Origin of the sequence: Lysobacter firmicutimachus (genome assembly GCF_037027445.1) — a bacterium.
In the GTDB taxonomy this organism is placed as follows: domain Bacteria; phylum Pseudomonadota; class Gammaproteobacteria; order Xanthomonadales; family Xanthomonadaceae; genus Lysobacter; species Lysobacter firmicutimachus.
The window spans coordinates 3687595-3710751 of record NZ_JBANDL010000002.1 but is presented as its reverse complement, the minus strand read 5'-3'; the positions used below and the strand labels follow the sequence as shown (position 1 = coordinate 3710751).

Below are 23157 nucleotides of genomic sequence, written 5' to 3'. Positions count from 1 at the left end.
ACCCGGCCGCGGGGCGGCCGCCGGTGGACGGGGCGGCGGCTATAATCCATCGTCAGGCCATACCCTCGGCATCTAGAAGGACACGCAATCCCATGGCACGCGGCATCAACAAGGTCATCCTGGTCGGCAACCTCGGCAACGATCCTGAGACCAAATACACCCAGGGCGGCATGGCCGTGACCACGATCAGCCTGGCGACGACCAGCGTCCGCAAGGATCGCGACGGCAACAACCAGGAGCGCACCGAATGGCACCGGGTCAAGCTGTTCGGCAAGCTCGGCGAGATCGCCGGCGAGTACCTGCGCAAGGGCCGTCAGGTCTACATCGAAGGCTCGATCCGTTACGACAAGTTCACCGGCCAGGACGGCGTCGAGAAGTACTTCACCGACATCATCGCCGATGAGATGCAGATGCTCGGCGGCGGCGAAGGCGGTGGCGGCGGTGGTGGTGGACGCTCCGAAGGCGGCGGTCGTGGCGAGTTCCGCGGCGGCGGTGGCGGCGGCGACCGTCCGGCGCGTCAGTACGGTGGCGGTGGTGGTGGCGGTTACGGCGGCGGTCGTCAGGAGTCCGCGCCGCGTCGCGAAGCGCCCCCGGCCAAGTCGAACGATTTCGGCGACGATTTTGCCGACGACGACATTCCGTTCTGAGCGAACGCAGAATCCAGGAAAAAGCCCTCCGCACGGAGGGCTTTTTCGTTGTCAGAACGAAGGGCGAGCGAGGCGTCGGGGGGGCATTCGGCGCGACCCGGCGGCGCCGCACAAGGCCGGCGAAGGCCATCGCGGGAACCGGGCCGCGGGCTCAGCTCAGATCGACCGCGCGGCCGGCGACATGCACCTGGGCGATGCGCAATTGCGGATCGAGGACGACCAGGTCGGCGCAGGCGCCGGGTTGCAGGCGGCCGCGGTCGCTCAGGCCCAGGTAATCGGCCGGGAAGGTGGAGACGCGTTGCGCGGCATCGGCCAAGTCCAGGCCGACGTCGACCAGGTTGCGCAGGGCCTGGTCCATGGTCAGGGCGCTGCCGGCCAGGGAGCCGCTGGCCAGGCGCACGCAGCCCAGGCACTTGTGCACGCGCTGGGAGCCCAGCGCGTACTCGCCGTCGGGCATGCCGGTGGCGGCGGTGGCGTCGGTGACCGCGTACAAGCGCGGAATGGCGCGCAGCGCGAGGCGGATCGCGCCGGGGTGCACGTGTTGCAGGTCGGGAATCAGCTCGGCGTACTCGGCGTGAGCGAGGGCGGCCGCAGCGATGCCGGGTCGGTAGTGATCGACCCCGGTCATGCCGTTGAACAGATGAGTGAAACCGGATGCGCCGGCGCGCAGCGCCGCCAGCCCGTCCTCGTAGGTGCCGGCGCTGTGGCCGATCTGCACCCGGATGCCCATCGCGTTCAACGATGGGATCAATTCGGTGTGACGGCCGATTTCCGGCGCCAGGGTCAACACCCGGATCGACGCCAGCGCGTGCAGGCGCTGTACCGATTCCAGCGTGGCTTCCACGGTCAGCGGCGGTTGCGCGCCGAGCCGCTGTGGGCTGATGAACGGCCCTTCCAGATGCACGCCGAGCACGCGCGCCGCCTGTGGATCGGGCTCTGCGATGGCGTTGGCCAGGCCGCGCAACGCGTGGGCGATGTCGGCCTCGGCGGCGGTCATGGTGGTGCCGAGCAGGGCGGTGGTGCCGTGGCGTACGTGCGCGCGCGCCACAGTGCGCGCGGCGTCGCCGCCCTGCATCAGGTCGACGCCGGCGGCGCCGTGCACGTGCAAGTCGATGAAGCCGGGCAGGACGATGGCGTCGGTGCCCTCGTCGCCTTCGGCATCCTCGATGCCGCGGATGCGATCGTCGAAGACGATGCGCCCGCGGCGCCAGCCGGCGGGGGTCAGGATGCGGCCTTGCAGGGTGCGCAGGTCGGTCACGGCAACGGCTCGGCGATGATCACCTCGATGCCCAGCCGTTGCAGACCCTCGCGGTAGCGGTCGTCGATGCCGGCGTCGGTGATGATGGCGTGGACTTGGTCGAGGCGGGCGATGCGGTGCAGGCTGACCCGGCCGAACTTGGAGGCGTCGGTCAGCACCACGATCCGGCGCGCGCGCTCGACCATGCGGTGGTTGAGGCGGGCTTCGGCTTCGTCGTGGGTGGTCAGGCCGAACTGCAGGTCCAGGCCGTCCACGCCCAGGAACAGGGTGTCGAAGCTGTAAGCGTTGAGGCTGGCCTCGGCCTGGCTGCCCTGCAGCGACAGCGACTGCTTGCGCAGCAGGCCGCCGCTGAGCAGCACCTCCACGCCCGGCGCGTTGGCCAGCTCCCAGGCGATGTTGAGGCCGTTGGTCATCACCGTGACCTCGCGGTGGCCGCGCAGGTGGCGGGCCAGGGTCATGGTGGTGGAGCCCGAATCGATGATGATGTTGTCGCCGCCCTGCACCAACTGCGCGGCGCGGGCGCCGATGCGCTCCTTCAGTGGCAGGTTGAGCGCGTCCTTCTCGTGGATGTCCTGTTCGCGCGGCGGGGTGCGCACCAGGGTGGCGCCGCCGTGGGTGCGGGTGGCCAGGCCCTGGGACTCGATGTGGCTGAGGTCGGCGCGCACGGTCACGGCCGAGACGCCGAAGCGTTCGACCAGCTCGGCGACCTGCACCGAGCCCTGCTCGATCAGGCATTGCAGGATCTGCTGCCGGCGGGAGCGGGTGTTGCGCATGGCCATGTGTCGATCCGCGCTGAAAGCCTGAAGATTAGCCGTTCGCCGCGGCGCGGGCGCCGTGCTCGCGAAGGCCGGCGACATTGGCCGCGCAGGCGCGGGCGTACTCGTCCAGGCACAGGCCGATGCGGTGGCGGACCCAGGCCTGCGGCGTGTCGGCCAGGGTGCCGGCGCGCAGTGCCCGGTACTGCTCGGGCAAATACTGGCTGAGCAGGTAGGCCGGCGGCGCATGCGTGCTCAGGTTGTCGAACAGGCGCTGCACCGCGGCCACCAGGGCCGGTTCGCCCCAGTAATAGCGGCAGCGGTCGCTGAGCGCGTACAGGCGCAGCAGGTGCAGCTCGCGCTCGTCGCCATGATAGTGCTGCTGCCAATGGCGCGGGTTGTCGAGCATGCAGCGCTCCAGCACCTGCGGCAGATTCGAACGCCGTTCGGCCGGCAGCAGCTCGGCTTCGATCGCGGCCAGCGCGAACAGCGCTTCGCGGTAGGCGAAGGTCGCGGCCGGGCCGACCTTGAGAATGGCGAAGTGATCGCGCACCAGTTCGTGCAGCCCCTGTTCGCGCTGGTAGTCGGTGGAATGCGCTTCGAACACGATGCGCGGCTGGCGTTCCAGGAAGTCGGTCAGGGCGCGGGCTGCGGCCGGGTCGTAGTCGTGCACGCTGCTGTGATCGAAGTCGACCCCGGGCTGCACCACCATCGCGATCACCCGTTCCCACGCCGCAGCCAGGTCGGGCGCGCAGAACGCCTGCCGATGGATGGCCAGCGTCTGCTCGGCCGCCTGCGGCGTGGTCACCGCCAGGCCGCCGGCCAGCGAAGCCTCGCCGCCGGGCACCGGCACCTCGGTGCCGATCACGTAGACCGGCGGCGCCAGTCCGTGCGCGGCGGCGGTGCTTTCGGCGATGCGCGCCAGCTCGGCCGAGCGCGCGGCGACGACCGCGTCGGGCAAGGGCGTGGGGTCGTCGGCGCAGGACATGCTGCAATCGAGGTGGATCTTGTGGAAGCCCGCGGCGACGTAGGCTTCGATCAGCACCCGCGCGTTCGCCATGGCCTCCTCCGCCGGGCGCTTTTGCCAGGCATTGGGGCCGAGGTGATCGCCGCCGAGCACCAACCGGTCGACCGGGAAGTTTTCCTCGCGCGCCAGCGACAACACGTAGTCGCGGTACTGCGGCGGGTTCATGCCGGTGTAGCCGCCGAACTGGTCGACCTGGTTGGACGTCGCTTCGATCAGCAGCAGGGTGTCGTGGCGGCGGGCCACGTCCATGGCCGCGCGCAACACCAGCTCGTTGCTGCAGCACACGCTGTACAGGCCGACGTTGCGGCCCTGACGGTGGGAGGCGATCAGCGATTGCACGGGCGACATGGGGCAGCTCCGACGAGATTCAGGACAGGGCCGGCCGCCAGGCCAGCAGGGCAGCGCCGCGGGCGCCGCCGGCATCGCCGAAACGCGGCGGCACGACCGGCGGCACCTGCACTCCGTCGAACAGGTGCGCGGCGACCGCCGCCGGCAAGGCGGCGTACAAGGGGGCATGCTGCGACAGACCGCCGCCGAGCACGATCACGTGCGGATCCAGCAGCAGCACCAGCGCGGCCAGGCTGTGGCCGAGCAGATCCAGATGGATCGCCAGGGCCCGGCGCGCGCGCGCGTCGCCGGCCTCGGCCTGCGCGATCACCGCGCCGGCGTCGGCGGCTTCGCCGTGCAGATGGCGATGCAGCGCGACTAGGCCGCTGCCGGAGACATAACGTTCGACGCAGCCGCGCAGGCCGCAGGCGCAATCCAGCACCGGCAGTTCGTAGCGCTGCAGCAGGTGCGCCGGCACGCTCCAATGGCCCCATTCGCCGGCCAGGCCGTTGAAGCCCGCGACCAGTTGGCCGTGCAGGCAGTAGCCGCCGCCGGCGCCGGTGCCGAGGATCGCGCCGAACATGCTCGGGTAGCCTTCGGCGGCGCCACCGTGCGCTTCCGACAAGGCGAAGCACTGCAGGTCGTTGCCGAAGTGCAGCGGCCGGCACAGCCGCGCCCGCAGGTCGGCGGCGACGCTGTGTCCGGTCAGGGCGGGAACGTTGGCGCTGAGCTGCCGGCCGCTGCGGCGGTCGCGCACGCCGGGCAGGGCGATGCCGATCGCCGTATCGGTTTGCCCGAGTTCGGCGTCGGCGTCGGCCGCCAGCGCCTGCAACGCGGCCAGGAAGCCGGCGTAGTCGCCCTGCGGCGTGGCTATGCGCCGGCGGTAGCGCACCTCCAACGCGGCATCGCAGGCGACCAGTTCGATCTTGGTGCCGCCGATGTCGATGCCGTAGCGAATTTCGGGATGCGGGGCGTCAGCCATGGTGGATGGTAACGCCCTTGACCACCCGGTTGACGGTGCCGTCCGGGAACGGGTTGTCCGGCGTCAGGCCGAGCGCGGCCGAGCGTTGCAGCGCATACAACTGGGCGAAGATCAGCCACACCGGCGCCAGCCAGGCGTCGTCCAGCGGCGGTGCGCGCAGGCTGTGGTCGTCGTCGCTGCCGATGTCGGAATGCGGACCGATCGCCAGCACCCGGCCGGCGACGCCGTCGCGGCGCAGTTCGTCGAGCAGATCCTGCTCGTAACGGCGCGCCAGCGCCTGGGCGCTGCGCATCACCACCACCAGCGTGTCGCCGTTGAGGGTGGACTTGGGCCCGTGGCGGAAGCCCAACGGGGTGTTGGCCAGGGCCAGCACTTGCCCGGCGGTGAGTTCGAGCACCTTTAGAGCCGCTTCGCGCGCCAGCGCTTCCAGCGGGCCGCTGGCTAGGTAGATCACGCGATCGAAGGGGCGTTGCGCCAGGGCGCCGGCGGGCGCATCCCACTGCGCCAGGCCTTCGCGCGCCAGCACGGCCAATTGCCGCAGGCGTTCGCCGCGCTGCGGCCACGGCGCGGCGTCGAACACGCTCAGCGCCGCCAGCAGCATGCAGCTGAGACTGCTGGTCATGGCGAAGGCGCGGTCGCAACTGGCGGCCGGCATCAGCAGGGTGCAAGTGTCTTCGCGATCGGCGCCGCGACGAGCCAATTCGCCATCGGGATTGCAGGTGATGTCGAGGAAGCGCGCGTCGTCGACCTGGGCGCGCAGCAGCTCGACCGCCGCCACGCTTTCCGGACTGGAACCGCTGCGGGCGAACGACACCAGCAGAGTCGGGCGGTCGCGCTGCAGGTACAACCCCGGATGAGTCAGCAGGCTGGTGGTATGCACGGCGCGCACGTCGGCCGGCCACTGCGCATTGATGCGGTCGGCGACCATGTCGGCGATGAAGCCGGAACTGCCGGCGCCGGTGAACAGCACGCGTTGACGCGGATCGTTCAGACGGTCGCCGAGGAAGGCTTGCACGCGTTCGCGCGCCTGCGCCAGATCCTCGGCCAGCCGGTCCCACAAGGCCGGTTGTTGGGCGATCTCGGCAGCGGTGTCGGCCCCGCCCAGGCGTTGCCAGGCGGACGAGTCGGGAAGCGGAGTGAGGTCCATGGAGGGTTCCTGTCGAAGCGAGGGCACGATCTGTGTTTTCTTTCGGAAAGTCAATTATCGAAAGTAAAACAAAAGAAAACGTCGGGTTGGGCTTCGTTGCGGCCGGCCCGGGGACAAAAGCGAAAGTTAAGGCGGATTCGGCTTTCGTCGCGGGCTTAACAGGGGTTTTTGGAGTTATTAGAAAGTATTGCAATGCACAATCTTTCGTTTTGCTGTAAAAATTCTTCCTTTTTACTTTCAGTTTGTTGACAGATTTCGAAACCCTGTCCTAGAGTCGGTCGCAATACATTACGAATGCCCGTCGAGCGGGCGCTGGGGGCAAGGTGGAATTCCGCGTGCGTCGTCCGCGACTGTCGACTGCGATCCTGGCGGCGCTGATGGCCTCGACCGTTCCGGCCGCGGCCGAACCGGTCGGCAACCTGCGCGCTGTGCGCGCCGCGGCCGGCGCGACTCCGAGTTGGGAGTTGAGCACCGACACCGGCAGCGTGCTGCGCATCGAGGTGCTGGCCGACGACATCGTGCGGGTGCAGGCCGGACGCCGCGGCAAGCTGGCGCCGGCCGGCGACAAGGCCGCGCCGATCGTGCTGCCGCAGCCGGCGGCCGCGGTCGCGGCGACCCTGGAAGAGGATGCGAGCGAACTGCGCGTGCGCACCGGCGCATTGGTGCTGCACGTGCAGCGACAGCCGCTGAAGCTGCGCCTGGAGCGGATCGACGGCGAGCGCCGCGTGCCGCTGTGGCAGGAACTGCAACCGCTGGATCTGGACGCGGCCCAGAGCGTGCAAGTGTTGTCGTCGCAGGCCGACGAGGCTTTCTACGGCGGCGGCCAGCAGAACGGCCGCTACCAGTTCAAGGGCCGCGAACTGGAGGTTTCTTATTCCGGCGGCTGGGAAGAGGGCGATCGGCCCAGCCCGGCGCCCATGCTGCTCAGCTCGCGCGGCTGGGGCATGTTGCGCAACACCTGGAGCGACGGCAGTTACGACTTGCGCCAGCCCGACCAGGCCACCTTGCTGCATCGCGAGGACCGCTTCGACGCCTACTACTTCGTCGGCGAGCTGCCGCGCTTGCTCGAACGCTACACTCGCCTGACCGGCCGCCCCGGCCTGCTGCCGCGCTGGGCGTTGTCTTACGGCGACGCGGACTGCTACAACGACGGCGACAACGGCAAAAAGCCCGGCACCGTGCCGGAAGGCTGGCGCGACGGCGCCACCGGCACCACGCCCGACGTGGTCGAAAGCGTGGCGCGCCAGTACCGCGAGCACGACATGCCCGGCGGCTGGATCCTGCCCAACGACGGCTACGGCTGCGGTTACAAGCAACTGCCGGAGACGGTGAAGGGGCTGGCCAAGTACGGTTTCCGCACCGGCCTGTGGACCGAGAACGGGGTCGACAAGATCGCCTGGGAAGTCGGTACCGCCGGCAGCCGGGTGCAGAAGCTCGACGTGGCCTGGACCGGCAAGGGCTATCAGTTCGCGATGGACGCCAACCAGTCGGCGTTCAACGGCATCTTGCACAACTCCGATTCGCGTCCCTTCCTGTGGACGGTGATGGGCTGGGCCGGCATCCAGCGCTACGCGGTGGCCTGGACCGGCGACCAGAGCGCGAGTTGGGACTACATCCGCTGGCACGTGCCGACCTTGATCGGCTCGGGCCTGTCGGGCATGGCCTACGCCACCGGCGACGTCGATGCGATCTTCGGTGGCAGCGCCGAGACCTACACCCGCGATCTGCAGTGGAAGGCCTTCACTCCGGTGCTGATGGGCATGTCGGGCTGGTCGTCGAACGCGCGCAAGCATCCGTGGTGGTTCGACGAGCCCTACCGCAGCATCAACCGCGATTACCTGAAATTGAAGATGCGGCTGACCCCGTACATGTACGGCCTGGCCCATGAGGCGGCGCAGACCGGCGCGCCGCCGGTGCGCGGGCTGATGTGGGACTACCCGCAGGACCCGCACGCGCAGGACGAGGCCTACAAGTATCAGTTCCTGCTCGGCCGCGATCTGTTGGTGGCGCCGGTCTACCGCAGCCAGGCCGCCAGCCGCGGCTGGCGGCGCGGCATCCACGTGCCGGCCGGGCGCTGGATCGACTATTGGGACGGGCGCAGCGTGCAGGCCGGCGCCGCCGGGCGCGAGCTGGACCGGCAGGTCGACCTCGCCACGCTGCCGTTGTTCGTGCGCGCCGGCGCGATCGTGCCGATGCATCCGGCGATGCTCTACGACGGCGAGAAGCCGCTCGACGAAATCACTTTCGATCTGTATCCGCAGGGCGAATCGCAGTACGCGCTGTACGAGGACGACGGCAATACCCGCCGTTTCGAGCAGGGCGAGTCGAGCACTCAACGGGTGCGGATGAGCGCGCCGGCGCAGGGCAGCGGTCCGGTGACGGTGCGCATCGACGCGGTGCAAGGCCAGTACCAAGGCCAGTTGCCGCAACGCCGCTACGGCTTGCGCGTGCTCACTCGGCAGGCGCCGCGCGCGGTGTCGCAGGACGGCCGCGCACTGCCGAAGCTGGCCGATGCCGCCGCGTGGCAGGCCGCGTCCGAGGGCTGGTACTTCGATCCGGCCGAGCGCAAGGGCAGCGTGCACGTACGCACCGCCGCGGTCGATATCCGCAAGCCGCTGCAGGTCGTGCTCGACATTCCCGTCGCGGCGGCGGTCGCCGACGATGCCTACCCGGCCGCGCCGGCGCTGGGCCGCGCGCTGCCGGCCGACAGCCTGCTGGTGGTCAATCGTCCCGCCGAAGAACCCGGCCATGCGCTGGAAAACGCCTTCGACGAGGACCCCAAGACCTGGTTCCGCAGCGTGCGCAACCAGGCCGTGCGCACCGGCGCGCACGAATGGACGATCGGCTTCGGCGAGCGCAAGCTGATCGACGGCATCGAGCTGGCGCCGCGCAACGACCAGCACTGGAAGCACGGCCAGGTCCGCGACTACGAGATCTACCTGGGCGACAGCAACGGCGAATGGGGCGAGCCGATCGCGCGCGGCCGCCTGCAGCTCAAGCAGGAACCGCAGCGCATCGAGTTACCGGCGCGCGCCGGCCGCCTGCTGCGCTTCCGTGTGCTCAGCGTGCAGAACCCCGACGGCGACGGCGCCTCCGGCGCCGACCCGATGGTCGTTGCCGCCCAGGGCGGCGCGGCGCGCGCGGTCGATGCCTTGCAGCCGCGCGACGTCGGCCCGATCGCGTTGTCGAGCTTCCACATCCTCGAACATCAAGAACCGGAGCGGCCGGCACAGCAACGCTACCTCTCCGAGCTGCCGTTGCCGGCCGCGCTGGCCCACACCGTGCGCAGCGACCGCGCCTTCCGCGGCGACGATGCGTTGCGCATGAACGGCCTGCTGTTCCGCCGCGGCCTCGGCGTCGGCCCGGCCAGCCGCATCGACCTGCGCCTGCAAGGGCAGTGGCGCCTGCTGCGCGCCGACCTCGGCATCGACGATGCCTGCCGCGCCGCCGGCGGCCTGCAATTCCAGGTCTGGGGCGACGGACGCCTGCTCTACGACAGCGGCCTGGTGAAAGCGCCGGGCGTGGTCAAGCCGGAACTGGACATCCGCGGCCTGTCTTCCCTCAGCCTGCGCACGCTCGGCGCGCAGGGCAACCAACCCGCCCAGGTCTGCGCCAACTGGGCCAACGCCGTGCTGATCGGCCAGGAGGGCGATACCGCCAGCATCCTCGCGCCATGAACCCACTCGACCCCGCCGTACCGAAAACGTAACACCGCTCCTCCCCCCGCCATACCGACTGCGGCCGTCCGGCCGCGGCCCGGGATCGCTGTTGCCTTTCGTCCGCCATCCGCGCCGCAGATCCTGCCAGGAGAGTTCCGATGTTGCCCGCTAGCCGCCGCCCGCGCCGTCAACGCGCCGACCGTCCATCCCGCTATTCCGCCACCCCGTTGTCGCTGGCCTTGGCCGCCGCGCTGTTGGGCCACGCTTCGTTCGCAGCCGCACAGGACGGATCGGCCGACGTCGACAGCGCCGGCGGCTCGGACAAGACCACCGAACTGTCGCGGGTCGAAGTGACCGGCTCCAATATCCGTCGTCTCGACGTGGAAACCGCCTCGCCGGTGCAGGTCATCAGCAAGCAGGACATCGAGAACATGGGTGCACGCACCCTGCTGCAGGTGCTCGATAATCTGCCGGCCGCGCGTCCGGCGCAGCAGGACTCGCGCTCGCTGTTCACCGGCTCGGACGGCGCGTCGCAGGCCAACCTGCGCGGCCTCGGCGCGCAGGGCACGCTGGTGCTGTTGAACGGCCGTCGCCTGTCCTACTACGGCGCGCCGGCCGGGTTCCAGACCCAGTTCGTCAACATCGACGCGATCCCTGCCGCGGCGATCGAACGCATGGAAGTGCTGACCGACGGCGCGTCGGCGGTGTACGGCACCGACGCGGTCGCCGGCGTGATCAACGTCATCACCAAGCGCAACTATCAGGGGGCGGAGGTCAGCGCCACCACCGACATGTCCTCGCGCATCGATTCCTACGGCGAGCATCAGGCCAGCATCACCGCCGGCTTCGGCGATCTCAACGAAGACCGCTACAACGTCTACGGTTCGTTCAACTTCTATCGCCGCGATGCGATCCCGTTGAGCGACTTCTACGACAAGCGGCCCGATCAGTACTACGTCAACAACCCCAACTATCTGAAGAACCTGCGCCTGGGCACCGGCAGCAAGCCGGGCGAGTTCAACCCCGGCACTTATTTCGCCTTCAACCCCCGGACCGGCGCACGGGTGCAGGAAGCCGCGCCGGGCTGCAACAACGTGCTCACCGGCGAAGCCGCCGGCCCGCGTTGTATTTGGCAGACCTGGATGAACAACGAGATCGACGCCGGCGCGCAGACCGAGCGCATGACCGGCTACGTCAACGCCCACTTCCTGCTCGGCGAGACCACCGAAGCCTTCGCCGAGCTGACCTATACCGACATCGACCTGCGCGCCAACGGCGGCACGCCGCGCGCCTTCAGCACCACCACCGGGAACCCGACCAGTTGGTTCTCGCGCGACACCGGCACCACGGTCAACCAGTTCCGCTATCCCTTCCTCGGCCCGAACAACGAGTACAACCGCGCCAGCCCCGAGCTGAAGGCGTTGATGGGCGGCGTGGTCGGCTTGCAGTACTTGCTGCAGGACGCCGGCGGCAACTACTTCGGCCAGCGCAACACCGACAAGAGCTACCGCGGCCTGGCCGGCCTGCGCGGCAGCTTCGGCGACTGGAACTGGGAGACCGCGTTCGCCACCGCCGGCACCCACTCGGTCACCTACCAGACCGTCAACGTCAACCTGGAAGGTTTTCGCAAGGCGTTCGGCCCGTTCACCATCGATCCCGGCACCGGCCGCGTGATCATCTCCGATCATCCCGCGTACAAGTTCGGCGAGATCAGCGAGGCCAACGCGGCCTTGCTGCGCGAGGCGTATCCGACCTTCGATATCCAGTCTTGGACCCGCCTGCACACCCTGGACGGCAAGATCGAAGGCCCGCTGGCCAATCTGCCGGGCGGCGAAATGCGAGCCGCGTTCGGCTTCAACATCAGCCGCGAGACCTTCTATACCCCGGGCAACGAGGACGCCGCCAACGGCCTGATCACCCAGCAGGGCGGATCCTGGTTCGACGGCAAGCGCAACACCTACGCGCTGTTCGCCGAAACCGTCGCGCCGCTGACCGACAAGCTCGAACTCGACGCCGCGCTGCGCATCGACAAGTACCCGAACTTCAATGCCAACCTGGCGCCGAAGATCGGCCTGAAGTATCAGGTGCTGCCGGAGCTGCTGCTGCGCGGCACCTATTCGGAAGGCTTCCGCGCTCCGAGCCTGGCCGAAGCCGGCACCGGCGGCGTGTTCGCCCAGCTCGGCGGCTATCGCGACGAAGTCCGCTGCGCCGAGACCAACGCCATCGCCAACCTGTTGCGCCAGTCGCGTCGCAGCGGCGACGTCGACCTGGGCAACTCGCTGCTCAACGCCGACTGCAGCCGCACTGTGGCGCGCATGACCCAGCCCAACCAGGACCTCAAGCCGGAGAAGGCCAAGATCGCCACCCTGGGCTTTGTGTTCGAGCCGCTGGACTGGCTGTCGGTGTCGGCCGACTACTGGTTCATCTACCGTCGCAACGAGATCGCCGCGCCGGACTACAGCAAGGCCGAGGACATCCTGTCCTCGACCCGTTCGCCGATCACCGATTCCGACCGCGCCGCGGTGGCGGCAGTGGCGGCGATGTGCGCCGACCCGGCCAGCGGCGTGCGCTGTCCGGGCACGCTGCCGGGCTACAGCGTCGGCAACGTCGCCAGCGTCGTCGGCCAGTACAAGAACAAGGGCCGCACCCTGGTCGACGGTTTCGACATCGATGCGCGCAGCCGTTTCTCGCTGGGCGAGTGGGGCAGCCTGAACATCGGCCTGGCCGCCACCATCGCGCGCCGCAAGCAGGCCTATCTCGACGATGAGAACGGCTGGTACTACGGCAACACCATCGGCTACTACGGCAATCCGCGCCTGCGCGCCACGGTCAACGCCGACTGGAACTACCGCCAGTTCACCACCAGTTTCTTCGTCAATTACGTCGGCCACACCAAGTGGGGCTGGGACCGCATCGACGCCGAGGACAACAACGAGGAGACCTGCACCGCCGGCCACCTTGCCCTGCCCGAGGCGCAATGCGACGGTGTGCCGTCGTGGTGGACGGCCAACCTGAGCCTGGCCTGGCGCCCGACCGAGAAGCTCAACCTCGGCGTCACGGTCAAGAACCTGTTCGACCGTCAGCCGTTCTACGACCCGAACAGCTTCCTTGGCGATTCCAGCGACTACGCCAGCATCTTCGGCCGCAGCTACAGCTTCACCGTCGGCTACAAGTTCTGACGGGACCGACCGCGCCGGCTGTCGCCGGCGCGGTCGTGCGGCACGAGGCTGTCCTGCGGATGGGAGCCGAACTGGAAGGACAGGGCCGCTTCGATGCCGGAGCGCGCCGATGGCGAACGGACTTCCAACGGCCTAGCGTCACTGCGCGAGCTACCCGTCGATGCGCCGGTGGAACGCAACGCGACAACGCGGTTTACTCGTCTCGGCCAGTAGCGATCGCACCGCTGGTCGTTCAGGCGGCCGCAAGCCGTCCGCTGCGGCCTGACCGCCACCGAGCCGACAGCGTCGATCTTCGTGCAGCCGCTGTCCCGTTCCGCTATCGCGACAGACGAACCCAAGCTCGATGCGATGGTGCGCCGGCCCGCGGCGGACTGCGTTGTAGCCGTTACATGCCCTGGCTTGGCGATGCGTTGGCCCATGCGGTGGTGGGGAGTGCCTCTTCCGGGCTCGATTGCGCGCGATAACGCTGCACCAGGTCGGCCTTGCGATTGCGGAGCTTGGAGCTGTGTTCGATGTGCAGCCGCACACGCCGCTTCAACGCCGCAGAAAGGTCTGAGTCGGCGCCGATAGCGTCGGCGACGGCGTTCCACGCACCGGCGTTGCGCCAACGGAGGAATCTGGCATAGATCTGCCTGGCCCTGAATTGGTTGGCCGATACGTTGGTCCACGGCCGATCGTCGACCGATACCCAGATGATGGAATCGACGAACCGCCGATAATCGGCGCTCCGGTTGCGGGCGCGTATGCCAAGGCGCCTAGGAAGGTTATCCAGCACTGCGGTCCATTGCGCGTCGGTCAGGTATGACGGCGGCATAAGCGGTAACGTTCCGGTCGGCGGCATTGAGATATCCTTTGAATGCGCAAGCCGTAATCCACGAGCTTCCCGCGATCGCGAACTCATCGTGACGCCGAAACCAAGCGCGCCCTCACCGGAATGCAGAAGGCAAGGTGCGCCTGGGTTCAATCGTTCGGTCTGGGCGGCACGTTCGACTTGATAATGGTTTCGTTCTCGAACAATTGCTGGCGAAGATCGTGGAGAGTAAGCACGATGTGCCGGGTCAGCTGAAGGCTTACGTTCTTGGCGTCGCGCGCGAGCCAGGCGGCCAGCAAGTCCCTATGTTCGCGCAGGGCCCTGGCGTCGCGTCCCGCGGGCTCGAGATGCATATGAACATAGCGCTCGGCCAACACGTGCAGGCGTTCCACCAGCAAATACGTGACCTGGCGGTTTCCCGGCCGAATCAGCGCCAAATGGAATGCGCGATTGAAGGCTACGGTCTGCTGGGGATCGACCCCTGATATGGCCTCCAGCGCCGCCAAGGCGGTTTTCGCCGTCTCGATCTCGTCGTCGCTGGCTTCCAGGCAGGCTTGAGCCGCGGCCTCGGGCTCGATCTTTACCCGCAGAGCGAAAACCTCCTCGGCTTCCGCGATCGTCAAGGGCGGAACGTAGTAACCGCGATTGATGCTAGAGCGAAGCAATCCGTATTGCTCCAATCGGGTCAGCGCCTCGCGCAGGGGAATCTTGCTGATGCCGAGTTCGGCCGCCAGCGCCTCCTGCCGGAGCAGGGTCAGCGGCGGCATTCGATTCGACAGGATCCGCTCGCGGATGATCTGGAAAGCCTGCTCGGAAAGAGTGCGGTTCACAATGGTCATGCACCCAGTCTAGCGCAGAGTCTTTGTCCGAAAATCCGCGCTCGGCTCCGGCCGGTTCCGCCGGCCGTACGGCCGAAAACGCGGCGCGTTTTTCGCTGCGTGCGGTGGCCAAGTCAGGCCGCGGACATCCCGCGCCGATGGACAGATCAGGCCACGACATCGGACAGGCAGGCGCGCGTCGCCGCGGCCGTTTCCACCAAGCGCTTGACTTCGTTGTAGCGCGCTCCCGTCAACGGCATGCGCGGCATGCGTACCCGCTCGCTGCCGCGGCCCATGATGGTTTCGGCGAGCTTGATGGCCTGCACCAAGTCGTGCGCCGCATCGAGATGGAGCAGGGGCATGAACCAGCGGTAGATGATCAAGGCTTGAGCCAGGTCGCCGCGTTGCACCGCTTTCCATAGCGCCAGCGATTCTTGCGGGAACGCGTTGGTCAGCCCGGAAACCCAGCCGCGGGCGCCCAGCAGCAGCCCCTCCAGGGCGATGTCGTCCAGTCCGGCGAACAGCGCGTAACGATCGCCGAAGGCGTTGTGTATATCGGTAAAGCGACGAGGGTCCGGCGTGCTTTCCTTCAGCGCGACGACGTTCTTCAGGTCCGCGAGGGCGGCCAGGGTGCGCATCGTGACCTCGGCCCGATAGGCCGGGGGATTGTTGTAGAGCATGACCGGCAAGTAGGTGCTGGTCGCCACCGCGCGGAAGTGCGCGACCAGTTCGGCTTCCGTCGGTACGTAGACCATCGCCGGCAAGACCATCAGTCCCGATACGCCTATGTCCTCGGCGGCCCGGGCGAATGCGACCGCACGTGCCGTGGTCAGTTCGCAGACGCCTGCGATGACGGGCACCCGCCCGGCGGCCACTTCTACCGCCGCTGCGAGAACCGCGATTTTCTCGTCCGGTTCCAGCGAGTTGTTCTCTCCGACCGTACCGATCGCTATCAGCCCGTGGACGCCGTCGCGGATCAACGCGTCTTGGACGCGTTGCGTGGCGTCGATATCGACCGACATGTCCGTGGCGAACTGAGTCGTCGCCGCGGGCACCACGCCGCGCCATAGAGAGACATCGCGAATCATCTGCGGACCTTTTGTTGACAGCTGTCACGGTATATCGTATACAAGATACAAATTTTAGTGTCAAGCGTCGGCGAGGGGCTCACTTTGCGTATCCGTGAAGGGGAATCGGTTCTGGCCAAGCACGAGGCTGTACGCCTGGTGCCGGGGGGGACATCGCTCCGCCAAGCACGCGGCCGGAATCCGTCGACGTGCGACGGTAAGCGCGAGCGCAGGCTGGGTTCGATCGCGCTCGATCACCTGCCGCAACCGTCATGGCGGTTGCGGAAGTCGCCGCTTCGGCGTGGCTGCGCTCCTGGTCCGGGCATGCGCTCGGCGAGCGCCGGAGCTGTGCCGTGACGACGATCCTTCTGTTCGCTGCGCTGGGCTTGCTGGCCGTGTTGTTCCTGATCGTCTTGACGGCGACCGCTTATCAACGATCCGAACTGCGCCCGAACTATGAAGCGATCGGATTGGGCGCGGCGACGAACTTCTTCGATACGCTGGGCATCGGCTCCTTCGCGCCGACGACGGCGTATCTGAAGCTGCGCAAGCTCGTGCCCGACAGCTACATGCCTGCCGTCCTCAACGCCGGCCATGCGTTGCCGACGCTGGTGCAGGCGCTGGTCTTCATCCATTTGATATACATCGACCCGCTGCTGCTTCTGGGTTGCATCGCAGCGGCCGTGAACGGTGCGCTGATCGGTACGCAGCTGGCCACCAAAGTGGCTACGCGTCATGTGCAATGGATGGTCGGCCTGGCGATGCTGATCGCCGCGGCTCTGTATGCGGCGACCAATCTCGATCTGTTGCCGGCCGGCGGCGACGCGTTCGCTCTCGGCGGCGCGAAGTTCGCGGTCGCCGTGATGGCGCATCTCGTACTGGGCATGCTGATGAGCTTCGGCATCGGCCTGTACGCGCCTTCGCTGGTGATTCTGAGCCTGCTCGGGCTGAGCCCGACTGCCGCCTTCCCCGTGATGATGGGAGCCTGCGCCTTCCTGATGCCGATCAGCGGCATGGGATTCGTCCGCTCCCGGCGCATCGATCTGAAAGTGGTGATTGGGCTGGCGATCGGCGGCGTTCCCGCCGTGATGCTGGCGGCGTACGTGGTCAAGCAACTGCCGTTGGCGGCACTGCGCTGGGGCGTGGTCTCGGTGGCGCTGTACACGGCCCTGCTGCTGCTGCGATCGGCGGCCAAGTCGCGCCGAGTCGCGCGCGTGCCGGCAAGTCCGAATTAAGGACGAGAACCGCCGTGCCTAAGTTATCGCCAGCTTCGCGGATACGACCGGGCCGCAATCGGCTCGGGCCGGCGCCGAGGCGCCGGATCGCATCGTCGGACGCGAGCGAGCTCCGCGGAATCCGTCATGGCGGCCGCGAACGAGGGCTGGGAGCTGCGCGCATAACCGAAAGACATGCGGAAAGCGAGCAATTCGCCCATGGACGGTCATCAGACGGAAAGAGGGCGGTCGCGGCGATCGCGGCCGGCCTCTACCGGTGTACCCGGGTTTCTCCGGTCGTCATGTCGCGCCCCTGGCCGACGTGGCGATCCGTTTTCAACCGCACGGCGCAGGACGTACCGCTGCAAGAGGTCGGAAACCCGCCTTTCGATCCACTCCATCACAGGCTCCGGATGCGGGGCCGGTATCACAGGGGGTAAACGATGTTCATGCAAACCAATCCGCTCCGCGACGCCATCGTAGTCGCGCTGGCCTCGGGCGTTTCCGTCTTCTCCTGCGTGGGTTACGCAGCCGAGCAAGGCGGAAACAGCGGCGTAGAAGCCGAAAAGGCGCCGGTGACGGTCAATCGAGTGGAGGTGACCGGGACCCGATTGCGGCAAGTCGACATGGAGACGGCGCAGCCGGTGACCGTCATCGACAGGCAGAGTATCGAGAAGCAGGGCTTCCAATCGGTGTCGGACATTCTCCAGGCGGTGTCGGCGACCGGCGCGCCGCCGGCGAGTCGAGCCTCTCCGCTGTTGTCGGGCGAAGCGGTCGGCGGGTCGTACGTGAGTCTGCGCAATCTCGGCGCGGCGCGTACTTTGGTCTTGCTCAACGGTCGACGCTTGGGCGTGACCACCGGGGGCTTGGCCGACATCTCGTCGATTCCGGCGGCGATGGTGGAACGCATCGAAGTGCTCAAGGACGGCGCGTCCTCCATCTACGGCTCCGATGCGATTTCCGGCGTCATCAACATCATCACCCGCGCCGACTTCAACGGCGCCAGCATCGGCGGATACATAGGCCAATACAGCCAGGGCGATGGCGGAATCACCAACGCCAACTTCTCCTATGGGCATACCGGCGAGCGCTTCTCGATTGCAGTGGGGGGCGAAATCCGCGACGAGGACAGGGTGGCTGCTAGCGACCGGGAATTCAGCGCGTATCCTCGTTCCAATCTGCATCCAACGGACGGTTGGTCTACCGTCAGCGCCGGCGGCGGCTTCGTGACCTCGGCCACCAATCGCATCCCGGGCATTCCCAACGGGACTCGGGTGGTCCTGCGCGACGGCGGCAATCCGCGCACGCCGGCGGACTATATTCGTCAAGACGTAAACACCGGCAGCTGCGCCGTATCGGCTGGCGCCTCGATCAACGGGTGCGTGCCCGGATCGAGCCGGCACAAGAGCAATCCGAACGCCCAGACGGATCTGCGGACCCCGTTGAAGTCCAAGTCGCTCTTCGTCGACGGCCGGTACCGCTTCAGCGACAGCCTCAGCTGGCGGACCAACCTGTTGTACGGCGAGCGGGACAACGCCCGCAGCACCGCCGGCATGCCCATGCAGGCCGCGTCGTTCGCTCCGACGGTGCCCGGCATGTCGGCCCAGAGCTACTTCAACCCGACCTCCGCACCCATCAGGAGCTGGTGGCGCCGCACGTGGGAAATGCCCCGGATCACCGAAGGCAACCTGAAGACGCTTCGGGTTTCGAGCGCATTGGAGGGCAGCTTCCAATGGCGCGATCGCTATGTGGATTGGGATGTCGGCGTTCTTTACAACGACAACAAGTCGCGCCATGTGGGCTACGGGAACCTCAATACGCCCAACACGCAGATGGCGGTGGGGCCTTCGTTCCTCAACGCGCAGGGGCGAGTCCAGTGCGGCACGGCGGCCGCGCCGATCCCGTTCAGCGATTGCGTGCCGTTCAACCCGTTCCTGGGATACGGCGTGATCGGCGAAGGCGGTCTGACCGGGAATCCGGAACTGCAGGCGTTCCTGTCGCAGCCGGAGACCGCGCGCGGCGAGACGAAGACCAAGGTGGTATCGGCCAACGTCTCAACCACCGTGTTCGACCTGCCTGCCGGCCCGGTCGGGCTGGCCGCGGGCATCGAACGCCGGGTGGAGTCCGGCACCTTCACGCCCTCGGCGGCGGCGATCGCGGGAACGACGACCGCGCTGGCGGCCGGACCCACCGGCGGACGGTACAGCGTTAACGAGTTCTACGCCGAAACGGAGATTCCGATTCTGGCCGACAAGCCTTTCGCCAAGGAGTTGACGCTCAATATCGCCACCCGCTTCTCCGACTACGACACCTTCGGCCAGACCACCAACAACAAGTTCGGTTTGAAGTGGCGCCCGGTGGCGTCGTTGCTGCTGCGTGCGACCGTGAACGACGGCTTCCGCGCCCCGACCATCGCCGACCTGTACGGTGGCGGGTCGGACACGTTCTCGGCTTTCACCGATCCCTGCGACACCAGTTTCGGCAGCTCGAGCAGCAACCCGACCACGCGCGCCAATTGCGTTCGCGACATGGGCGCGAAGGCCAATACCTTCCGCCAGCTCGCGCAGGGGCTGGTGCCGGCGGGAGCGCCGAATGCGCAGACGCCGGTGGCGTTCAGGTCGGAGTCGAACCCCGGCTTGACCCCGGAGGTGTCGAAGTCGCAGACGATCGGAGCGGTATGGAGCCCGGATTTCATCGACGGGCTGAACATCGCGGTGGACTGGTGGAAGATGCGTATTTCGCAGACGATCGTCGCCGACAGCCCGACCAACATGCTGGCGGACTGCTATGTTCTGGGCATCCAGAGCCGCTGCGAAGCGTCCGCGGGATCGTCGTTCACCCGCGACCCGGCGCTGGGGTACGTCAATAGCCTGAAGTTCTCCAGCATCAACGCCGGCTTCCGCAAGGTCGAAGGGTTCGATGTCGATGTCACCTATCGCAAGAAGACCGGATACGGCGATTTCGTCGTCACGTCCAACAGCACCTATACGTCGCGCGACTACTTCGTCAGCACGGACAACCCGCGCATTCCTATCTCGGACGTCGGCGTCACCAGCACGTTCCGGGTTCGCTCCAATCTGAACATCGGTTGGGATTGGGGCCACTTCGGAATCAGCTGGTCCGCCCGCTATTACTCCTCCATGAAGGAAGGTTGCACTTACTTCATCGCCGGCGTGAGCGATCCCCATTTGGAATGCAGCGAAATCCGCCTGGCGCCGACCGGGAGCCTGCCGGGGCAGGGGACGGTCACGCAGATCCAGCGCCGGAACCGCCACGGGTCGACGACTTTCAACGACGTCCAGTTCCGCTGGAACACCCCCTGGGACGCATCGGTCGCACTGGGCGTCAACAACGTCTTCAAGCGCTATGGACCGGTCATGTACACGCAGCCGAGCTCGAACGTTTCCTACTACGGCGGCTTCGATGTCGGTCGCTTCGTCTACCTGAAGTACACGCAGAGGTTCTGAGCGAGCGAAAGCTCGGCCGTTCCGCGGGGAGGCGTTCCGAGCCTCCTCGCGGAACGGCAGTCTCGTGGGGCCGTTCTCAGGTCGCCGGAGCGCATGAGCGCTTCGGTGCTGCGAGTCGGCCGAAGCAATCCAATAGCTGAGGAACGTCCGTCAATGCGATTCATCGCCAGCTTCGACCCGAGATCCGTAGCCGCGGCGCTTGCGTTGCTCGCCCTGTCGCCCGTATCCGCCGGGACTCCGGGCGATGCCGACGCCTGGGCGCTGCGCTATGCCGAGTTCGACAAATACGTGCCCGAGCGGGAAGGGGAATGGATCGTCGATCTGGACATGGGCGCGATTTTTGCCGGCGGCGGCAGCGACGTCGTCTTCCACAAAGGGCCCAAGCGCAGTGGCGAAGTCCGGCTGGCGAGTCCGCAGACGCAGTCGAGCAGGGTGCTGGTCGGCGACGGCGCGCTGCGCGCGTCCCTCGCCGCGGCCGGAGCCTTCTCCGACAGGAACGAGGCTGTCGGCGTCCAGGACTATCTCGGCAAAAGCGGTGCGTTGATAGTCTCGGTAGGCGACAAGCGCTGGAGATACGACCTGGCGAGCGGAAAAGCATCGAGGGAGCCCGATGCCCGCGTTCAAGGCGTGCTCTCGCCGGATGGGAGGTTTCGCGTGATCTCGCGGGACTTCAACCTGGTGCTGGTGGACACGGGCTCAGGGCGGGAAGTGCCCCTGACCTCCGACGGCAGCCATGACCGCAGATACGGAATTAATTATCCGCGACTGGGCTATCAAGTGAAGGCGGGCATGGAGTCGCCGCCGATGACGGTCGAGGCGTACTGGTCGCAGGATTCGTCGACCCTGTTGACCCACCGTCTCGACCGCAACCAGGCGACTTTGCACGAAGGCGTACAGCCTCGGCCGCCGGGCGGCGGCGGCCCCAAGCGATTCCGTTACGTCTATCCGACCGCTGGCGCGGCGAAATTGCCCCTGTTCCGTCCGCTTCTGATCGATGTCGCGTCCCGGACCACGAAGCTGCTCGATGTGCCGGCACAGGAATTGTTGTTTCCGATATCGCCGTCTCTGAGTTGGCAAGGCGGTCGTGTTCACTACCAGTGGACGCGACGAGGCTACGGCGAATTGAAGCTGATCGAGGTGGACCCGGCCAGCGGCAAGGCCGTGACTCGCATCCGTGAGGCGATGCAGCCGAACGTGACTGCGACCGCCACTTCGATCCGGTCGGCGCCCGCGTTGGGCGGTGCGCTGCTGATCTCCGAGCGCAGCGGCTGGGCCCAACTGTACCTGATCCGGAACGGCGACCCGGTCGAGGGCGGCAGGCGCCTTACCCAGGGCGCCTGGGAAGTGAGCGAGGTGTTGCACGTCTCCGACGACGACGTGCTGGTGAGCGGCGTCGGTCGCGAGACCGGCGTGAATCCCTATTTCAGAATGCTGTATCGGGTGGGGCTGGACGGCTCGATCGTCAATCTGACGCCCGAGCCTCTCGATCATCGAGTGACCGTGTCCGAAGACGGGCGCTGGTTCATCGACCGGATGTCGAGTCCGACTCAGCCGACCCGGACCTTGCTGCGCAGTACGGCGGATGGGCGGATAGCGATGGAGCTTGGACGCGCCGATCCGAGCGCGATGACGGCCAGCGGGTTCACGCCGCCGGAGGTATTCGAAACCCTGGCCGGAGACGGCAAGACCACGCTGTACGCGATGATCTACCGGCCCAGCCGGTTCGATCCAAGCCGCCGTTATCCGGTGATCGATCATCTCTACACCGGTCCGAACACGCACCGGTTCCGCGAGAACTACGAACGCAATGTGTCGGGCATGGCGACGGCGCTCGCCCAGCTGGGCGCGGTGGTGGTCACCATCGACGCACGCGGAACGTCGCAGCGGGGCCGTGCATTCCGCTTGCCCTCTTACAGGAACCTTACCGGGGTGGGCATCGAAGATCACGTGCGCGTCTTGAGGGCGATGCGCGACAAATATCCCTATCTCGATCTGGATCGGGTCGGAGTCATCGGCGGATCGGCCGGCGGCTACGACGCGTTCCGGTTCATGGCCCATCGTCCGGACGTATTCAAAGTCGGCGTTTCCCAGTCCGGGAACCACGACCTGCGGCTGGACAAGGCCTGGTGGCCGGAGGCCTGGATGGGGCTGGCGGACGATGCCGATTGGACCCGCAACTCCAATCTCACTTATGCCGACAAGCTGCAAGGAAAACTGCTGCTCGTGCATGGCGACATCGACGACAACGTCCCGTTGGAGAGCACGCTGGCGCTCTCGCGCGCATTGGACCGCGCTGGGAAGGCGCACGAGACCGTGGTTTTGCCCAACGTCGGACACCAGATCACGGGCCCGGCATTCAACGATCTGGTCCGGAGCTTCTTCAAGAGAGAGCTGTTGGATCCGGAGCCCGATGGCCGGGCCGCAAGGCAAGAACGGGCTCGATCCATGTAAGGGCAGGTTATGCGAAGGCTCGGGTATGCGAGGAATCGTCGGATTCCTTTGCGGCCGCGCGTCTGCGCCGCCCGGTTCTGCCTCGAAAACGGTTTCCGGTGTCGCCTCGCTTGCCGGGCGGCCTGCGGTGGTTCGCGCTCGTGCCGACAGGGGGCAGAGCCCGTCTTTAGCTGCTGTACGGGCCCGCAGAGCGGCAATCTCACCAAGCTTAACGTTGGCTTAATCGAGCCGGCCGGCCCGTCACAGGCATTTCTATTGTCCATTCAACAGCACTGCGTCGGACCGACGTCGGCGCCGGCCAGTGCTTCTTCGGGGAGTCACGCTGCCCGGGCTTAGAGCGCCGGTCTG

14 protein-coding genes are annotated in these 23157 nt (G+C 67.1%); 6 read left to right on the top strand and 8 right to left on the bottom strand.

Going from position 1 to position 23157, the window contains the following annotated elements:
- The first annotated feature begins 92 nt into the window (after positions 1-92).
- A complete protein-coding gene (ssb, locus tag V2J18_RS16060; protein ID WP_336132323.1) occupies positions 93-647 on the top strand; it encodes a single-stranded DNA-binding protein in 555 nt (184 codons plus the stop codon).
- Between the two features lie 151 nt (positions 648-798).
- Here ssb and nagA read toward each other — a convergent pair whose 3' ends face one another.
- Genes nagA through V2J18_RS16035 form a run of 5 tightly spaced genes read right to left on the bottom strand, consistent with a single transcriptional unit; the run spans position 799 to position 6143 of the window.
- The gene (gene nagA, locus V2J18_RS16055; RefSeq protein ID WP_336132322.1) at positions 799-1905 is read right to left on the bottom strand and encodes an N-acetylglucosamine-6-phosphate deacetylase; all 1107 of its coding nucleotides are present in this window, start codon (positions 1903-1905) and stop codon (positions 799-801) included.
- A complete protein-coding gene (locus V2J18_RS16050) occupies positions 1902-2678 on the bottom strand; it encodes a DeoR family transcriptional regulator (RefSeq protein ID WP_064747918.1) in 777 nt (258 codons plus the stop codon). Before V2J18_RS16050 ends, nagA begins: the two co-directional genes overlap by 4 nt.
- A gap of 34 nt (positions 2679-2712) precedes the next feature.
- Entirely contained in the window at positions 2713-4035 is a 1323-nt protein-coding gene (locus V2J18_RS16045; protein ID WP_336132321.1) for a D-tagatose-bisphosphate aldolase, class II, non-catalytic subunit, read from the bottom strand.
- Between the two features lie 19 nt (positions 4036-4054).
- A complete protein-coding gene (locus V2J18_RS16040) occupies positions 4055-4996 on the bottom strand; it encodes an ROK family protein (protein ID WP_064747908.1) in 942 nt (313 codons plus the stop codon).
- Positions 4989-6143 (bottom strand): SIS domain-containing protein, encoded by a 1155-nt coding sequence (locus V2J18_RS16035; protein WP_064747907.1) that lies wholly within the window; start codon positions 6141-6143, stop codon positions 4989-4991. Before V2J18_RS16035 ends, V2J18_RS16040 begins: the two co-directional genes overlap by 8 nt.
- Positions 6144-6466: 323 nt before the next feature.
- Here V2J18_RS16035 and V2J18_RS16030 point away from each other — a divergent pair, with 323 nt between their 5' ends.
- A complete protein-coding gene (locus tag V2J18_RS16030; protein WP_336132320.1) occupies positions 6467-9820 on the top strand; it encodes a TIM-barrel domain-containing protein in 3354 nt (1117 codons plus the stop codon).
- A 140-nt stretch (positions 9821-9960) separates the two neighbouring features.
- Positions 9961-12981 (top strand): TonB-dependent receptor domain-containing protein, encoded by a 3021-nt coding sequence (locus V2J18_RS16025; protein ID WP_064747905.1) that lies wholly within the window; start codon positions 9961-9963, stop codon positions 12979-12981.
- Positions 12982-13366: 385 nt separating this feature from the next.
- Here the strand turns inward: V2J18_RS16025 and V2J18_RS16020 are convergent, their stop codons facing one another.
- The 3 genes from V2J18_RS16020 to V2J18_RS16010 form a co-directional block, all read right to left on the bottom strand.
- The gene (locus V2J18_RS16020; RefSeq protein ID WP_336132319.1) at positions 13367-13822 is read right to left on the bottom strand and encodes a transposase; all 456 of its coding nucleotides are present in this window, start codon (positions 13820-13822) and stop codon (positions 13367-13369) included.
- A 119-nt stretch (positions 13823-13941) separates the two neighbouring features.
- Positions 13942-14631 (bottom strand): GntR family transcriptional regulator, encoded by a 690-nt coding sequence (locus V2J18_RS16015; protein WP_336132318.1) that lies wholly within the window; start codon positions 14629-14631, stop codon positions 13942-13944.
- Between the two features lie 146 nt (positions 14632-14777).
- The gene (locus tag V2J18_RS16010; protein ID WP_064747903.1) at positions 14778-15698 is read right to left on the bottom strand and encodes a dihydrodipicolinate synthase family protein; all 921 of its coding nucleotides are present in this window, start codon (positions 15696-15698) and stop codon (positions 14778-14780) included.
- A gap of 332 nt (positions 15699-16030) precedes the next feature.
- Here V2J18_RS16010 and V2J18_RS16005 point away from each other — a divergent pair, with 332 nt between their 5' ends.
- The 3 genes from V2J18_RS16005 (at position 16031) to V2J18_RS15995 (ending at position 22809) form a co-directional block, all read left to right on the top strand.
- Positions 16031-16912 (top strand): sulfite exporter TauE/SafE family protein, encoded by an 882-nt coding sequence (locus V2J18_RS16005; RefSeq protein WP_064747916.1) that lies wholly within the window; start codon positions 16031-16033, stop codon positions 16910-16912.
- 422 nt (positions 16913-17334) lie between these two features.
- A complete protein-coding gene (locus V2J18_RS16000; protein ID WP_336132317.1) occupies positions 17335-20358 on the top strand; it encodes a TonB-dependent receptor domain-containing protein in 3024 nt (1007 codons plus the stop codon).
- 153 nt (positions 20359-20511) lie between these two features.
- Complete coding sequence (locus V2J18_RS15995) at positions 20512-22809, top strand: S9 family peptidase (RefSeq protein WP_336132316.1); 2298 nt, start codon at positions 20512-20514, stop codon at positions 22807-22809.
- Positions 22810-23157: the final 348 nt, after the last annotated feature.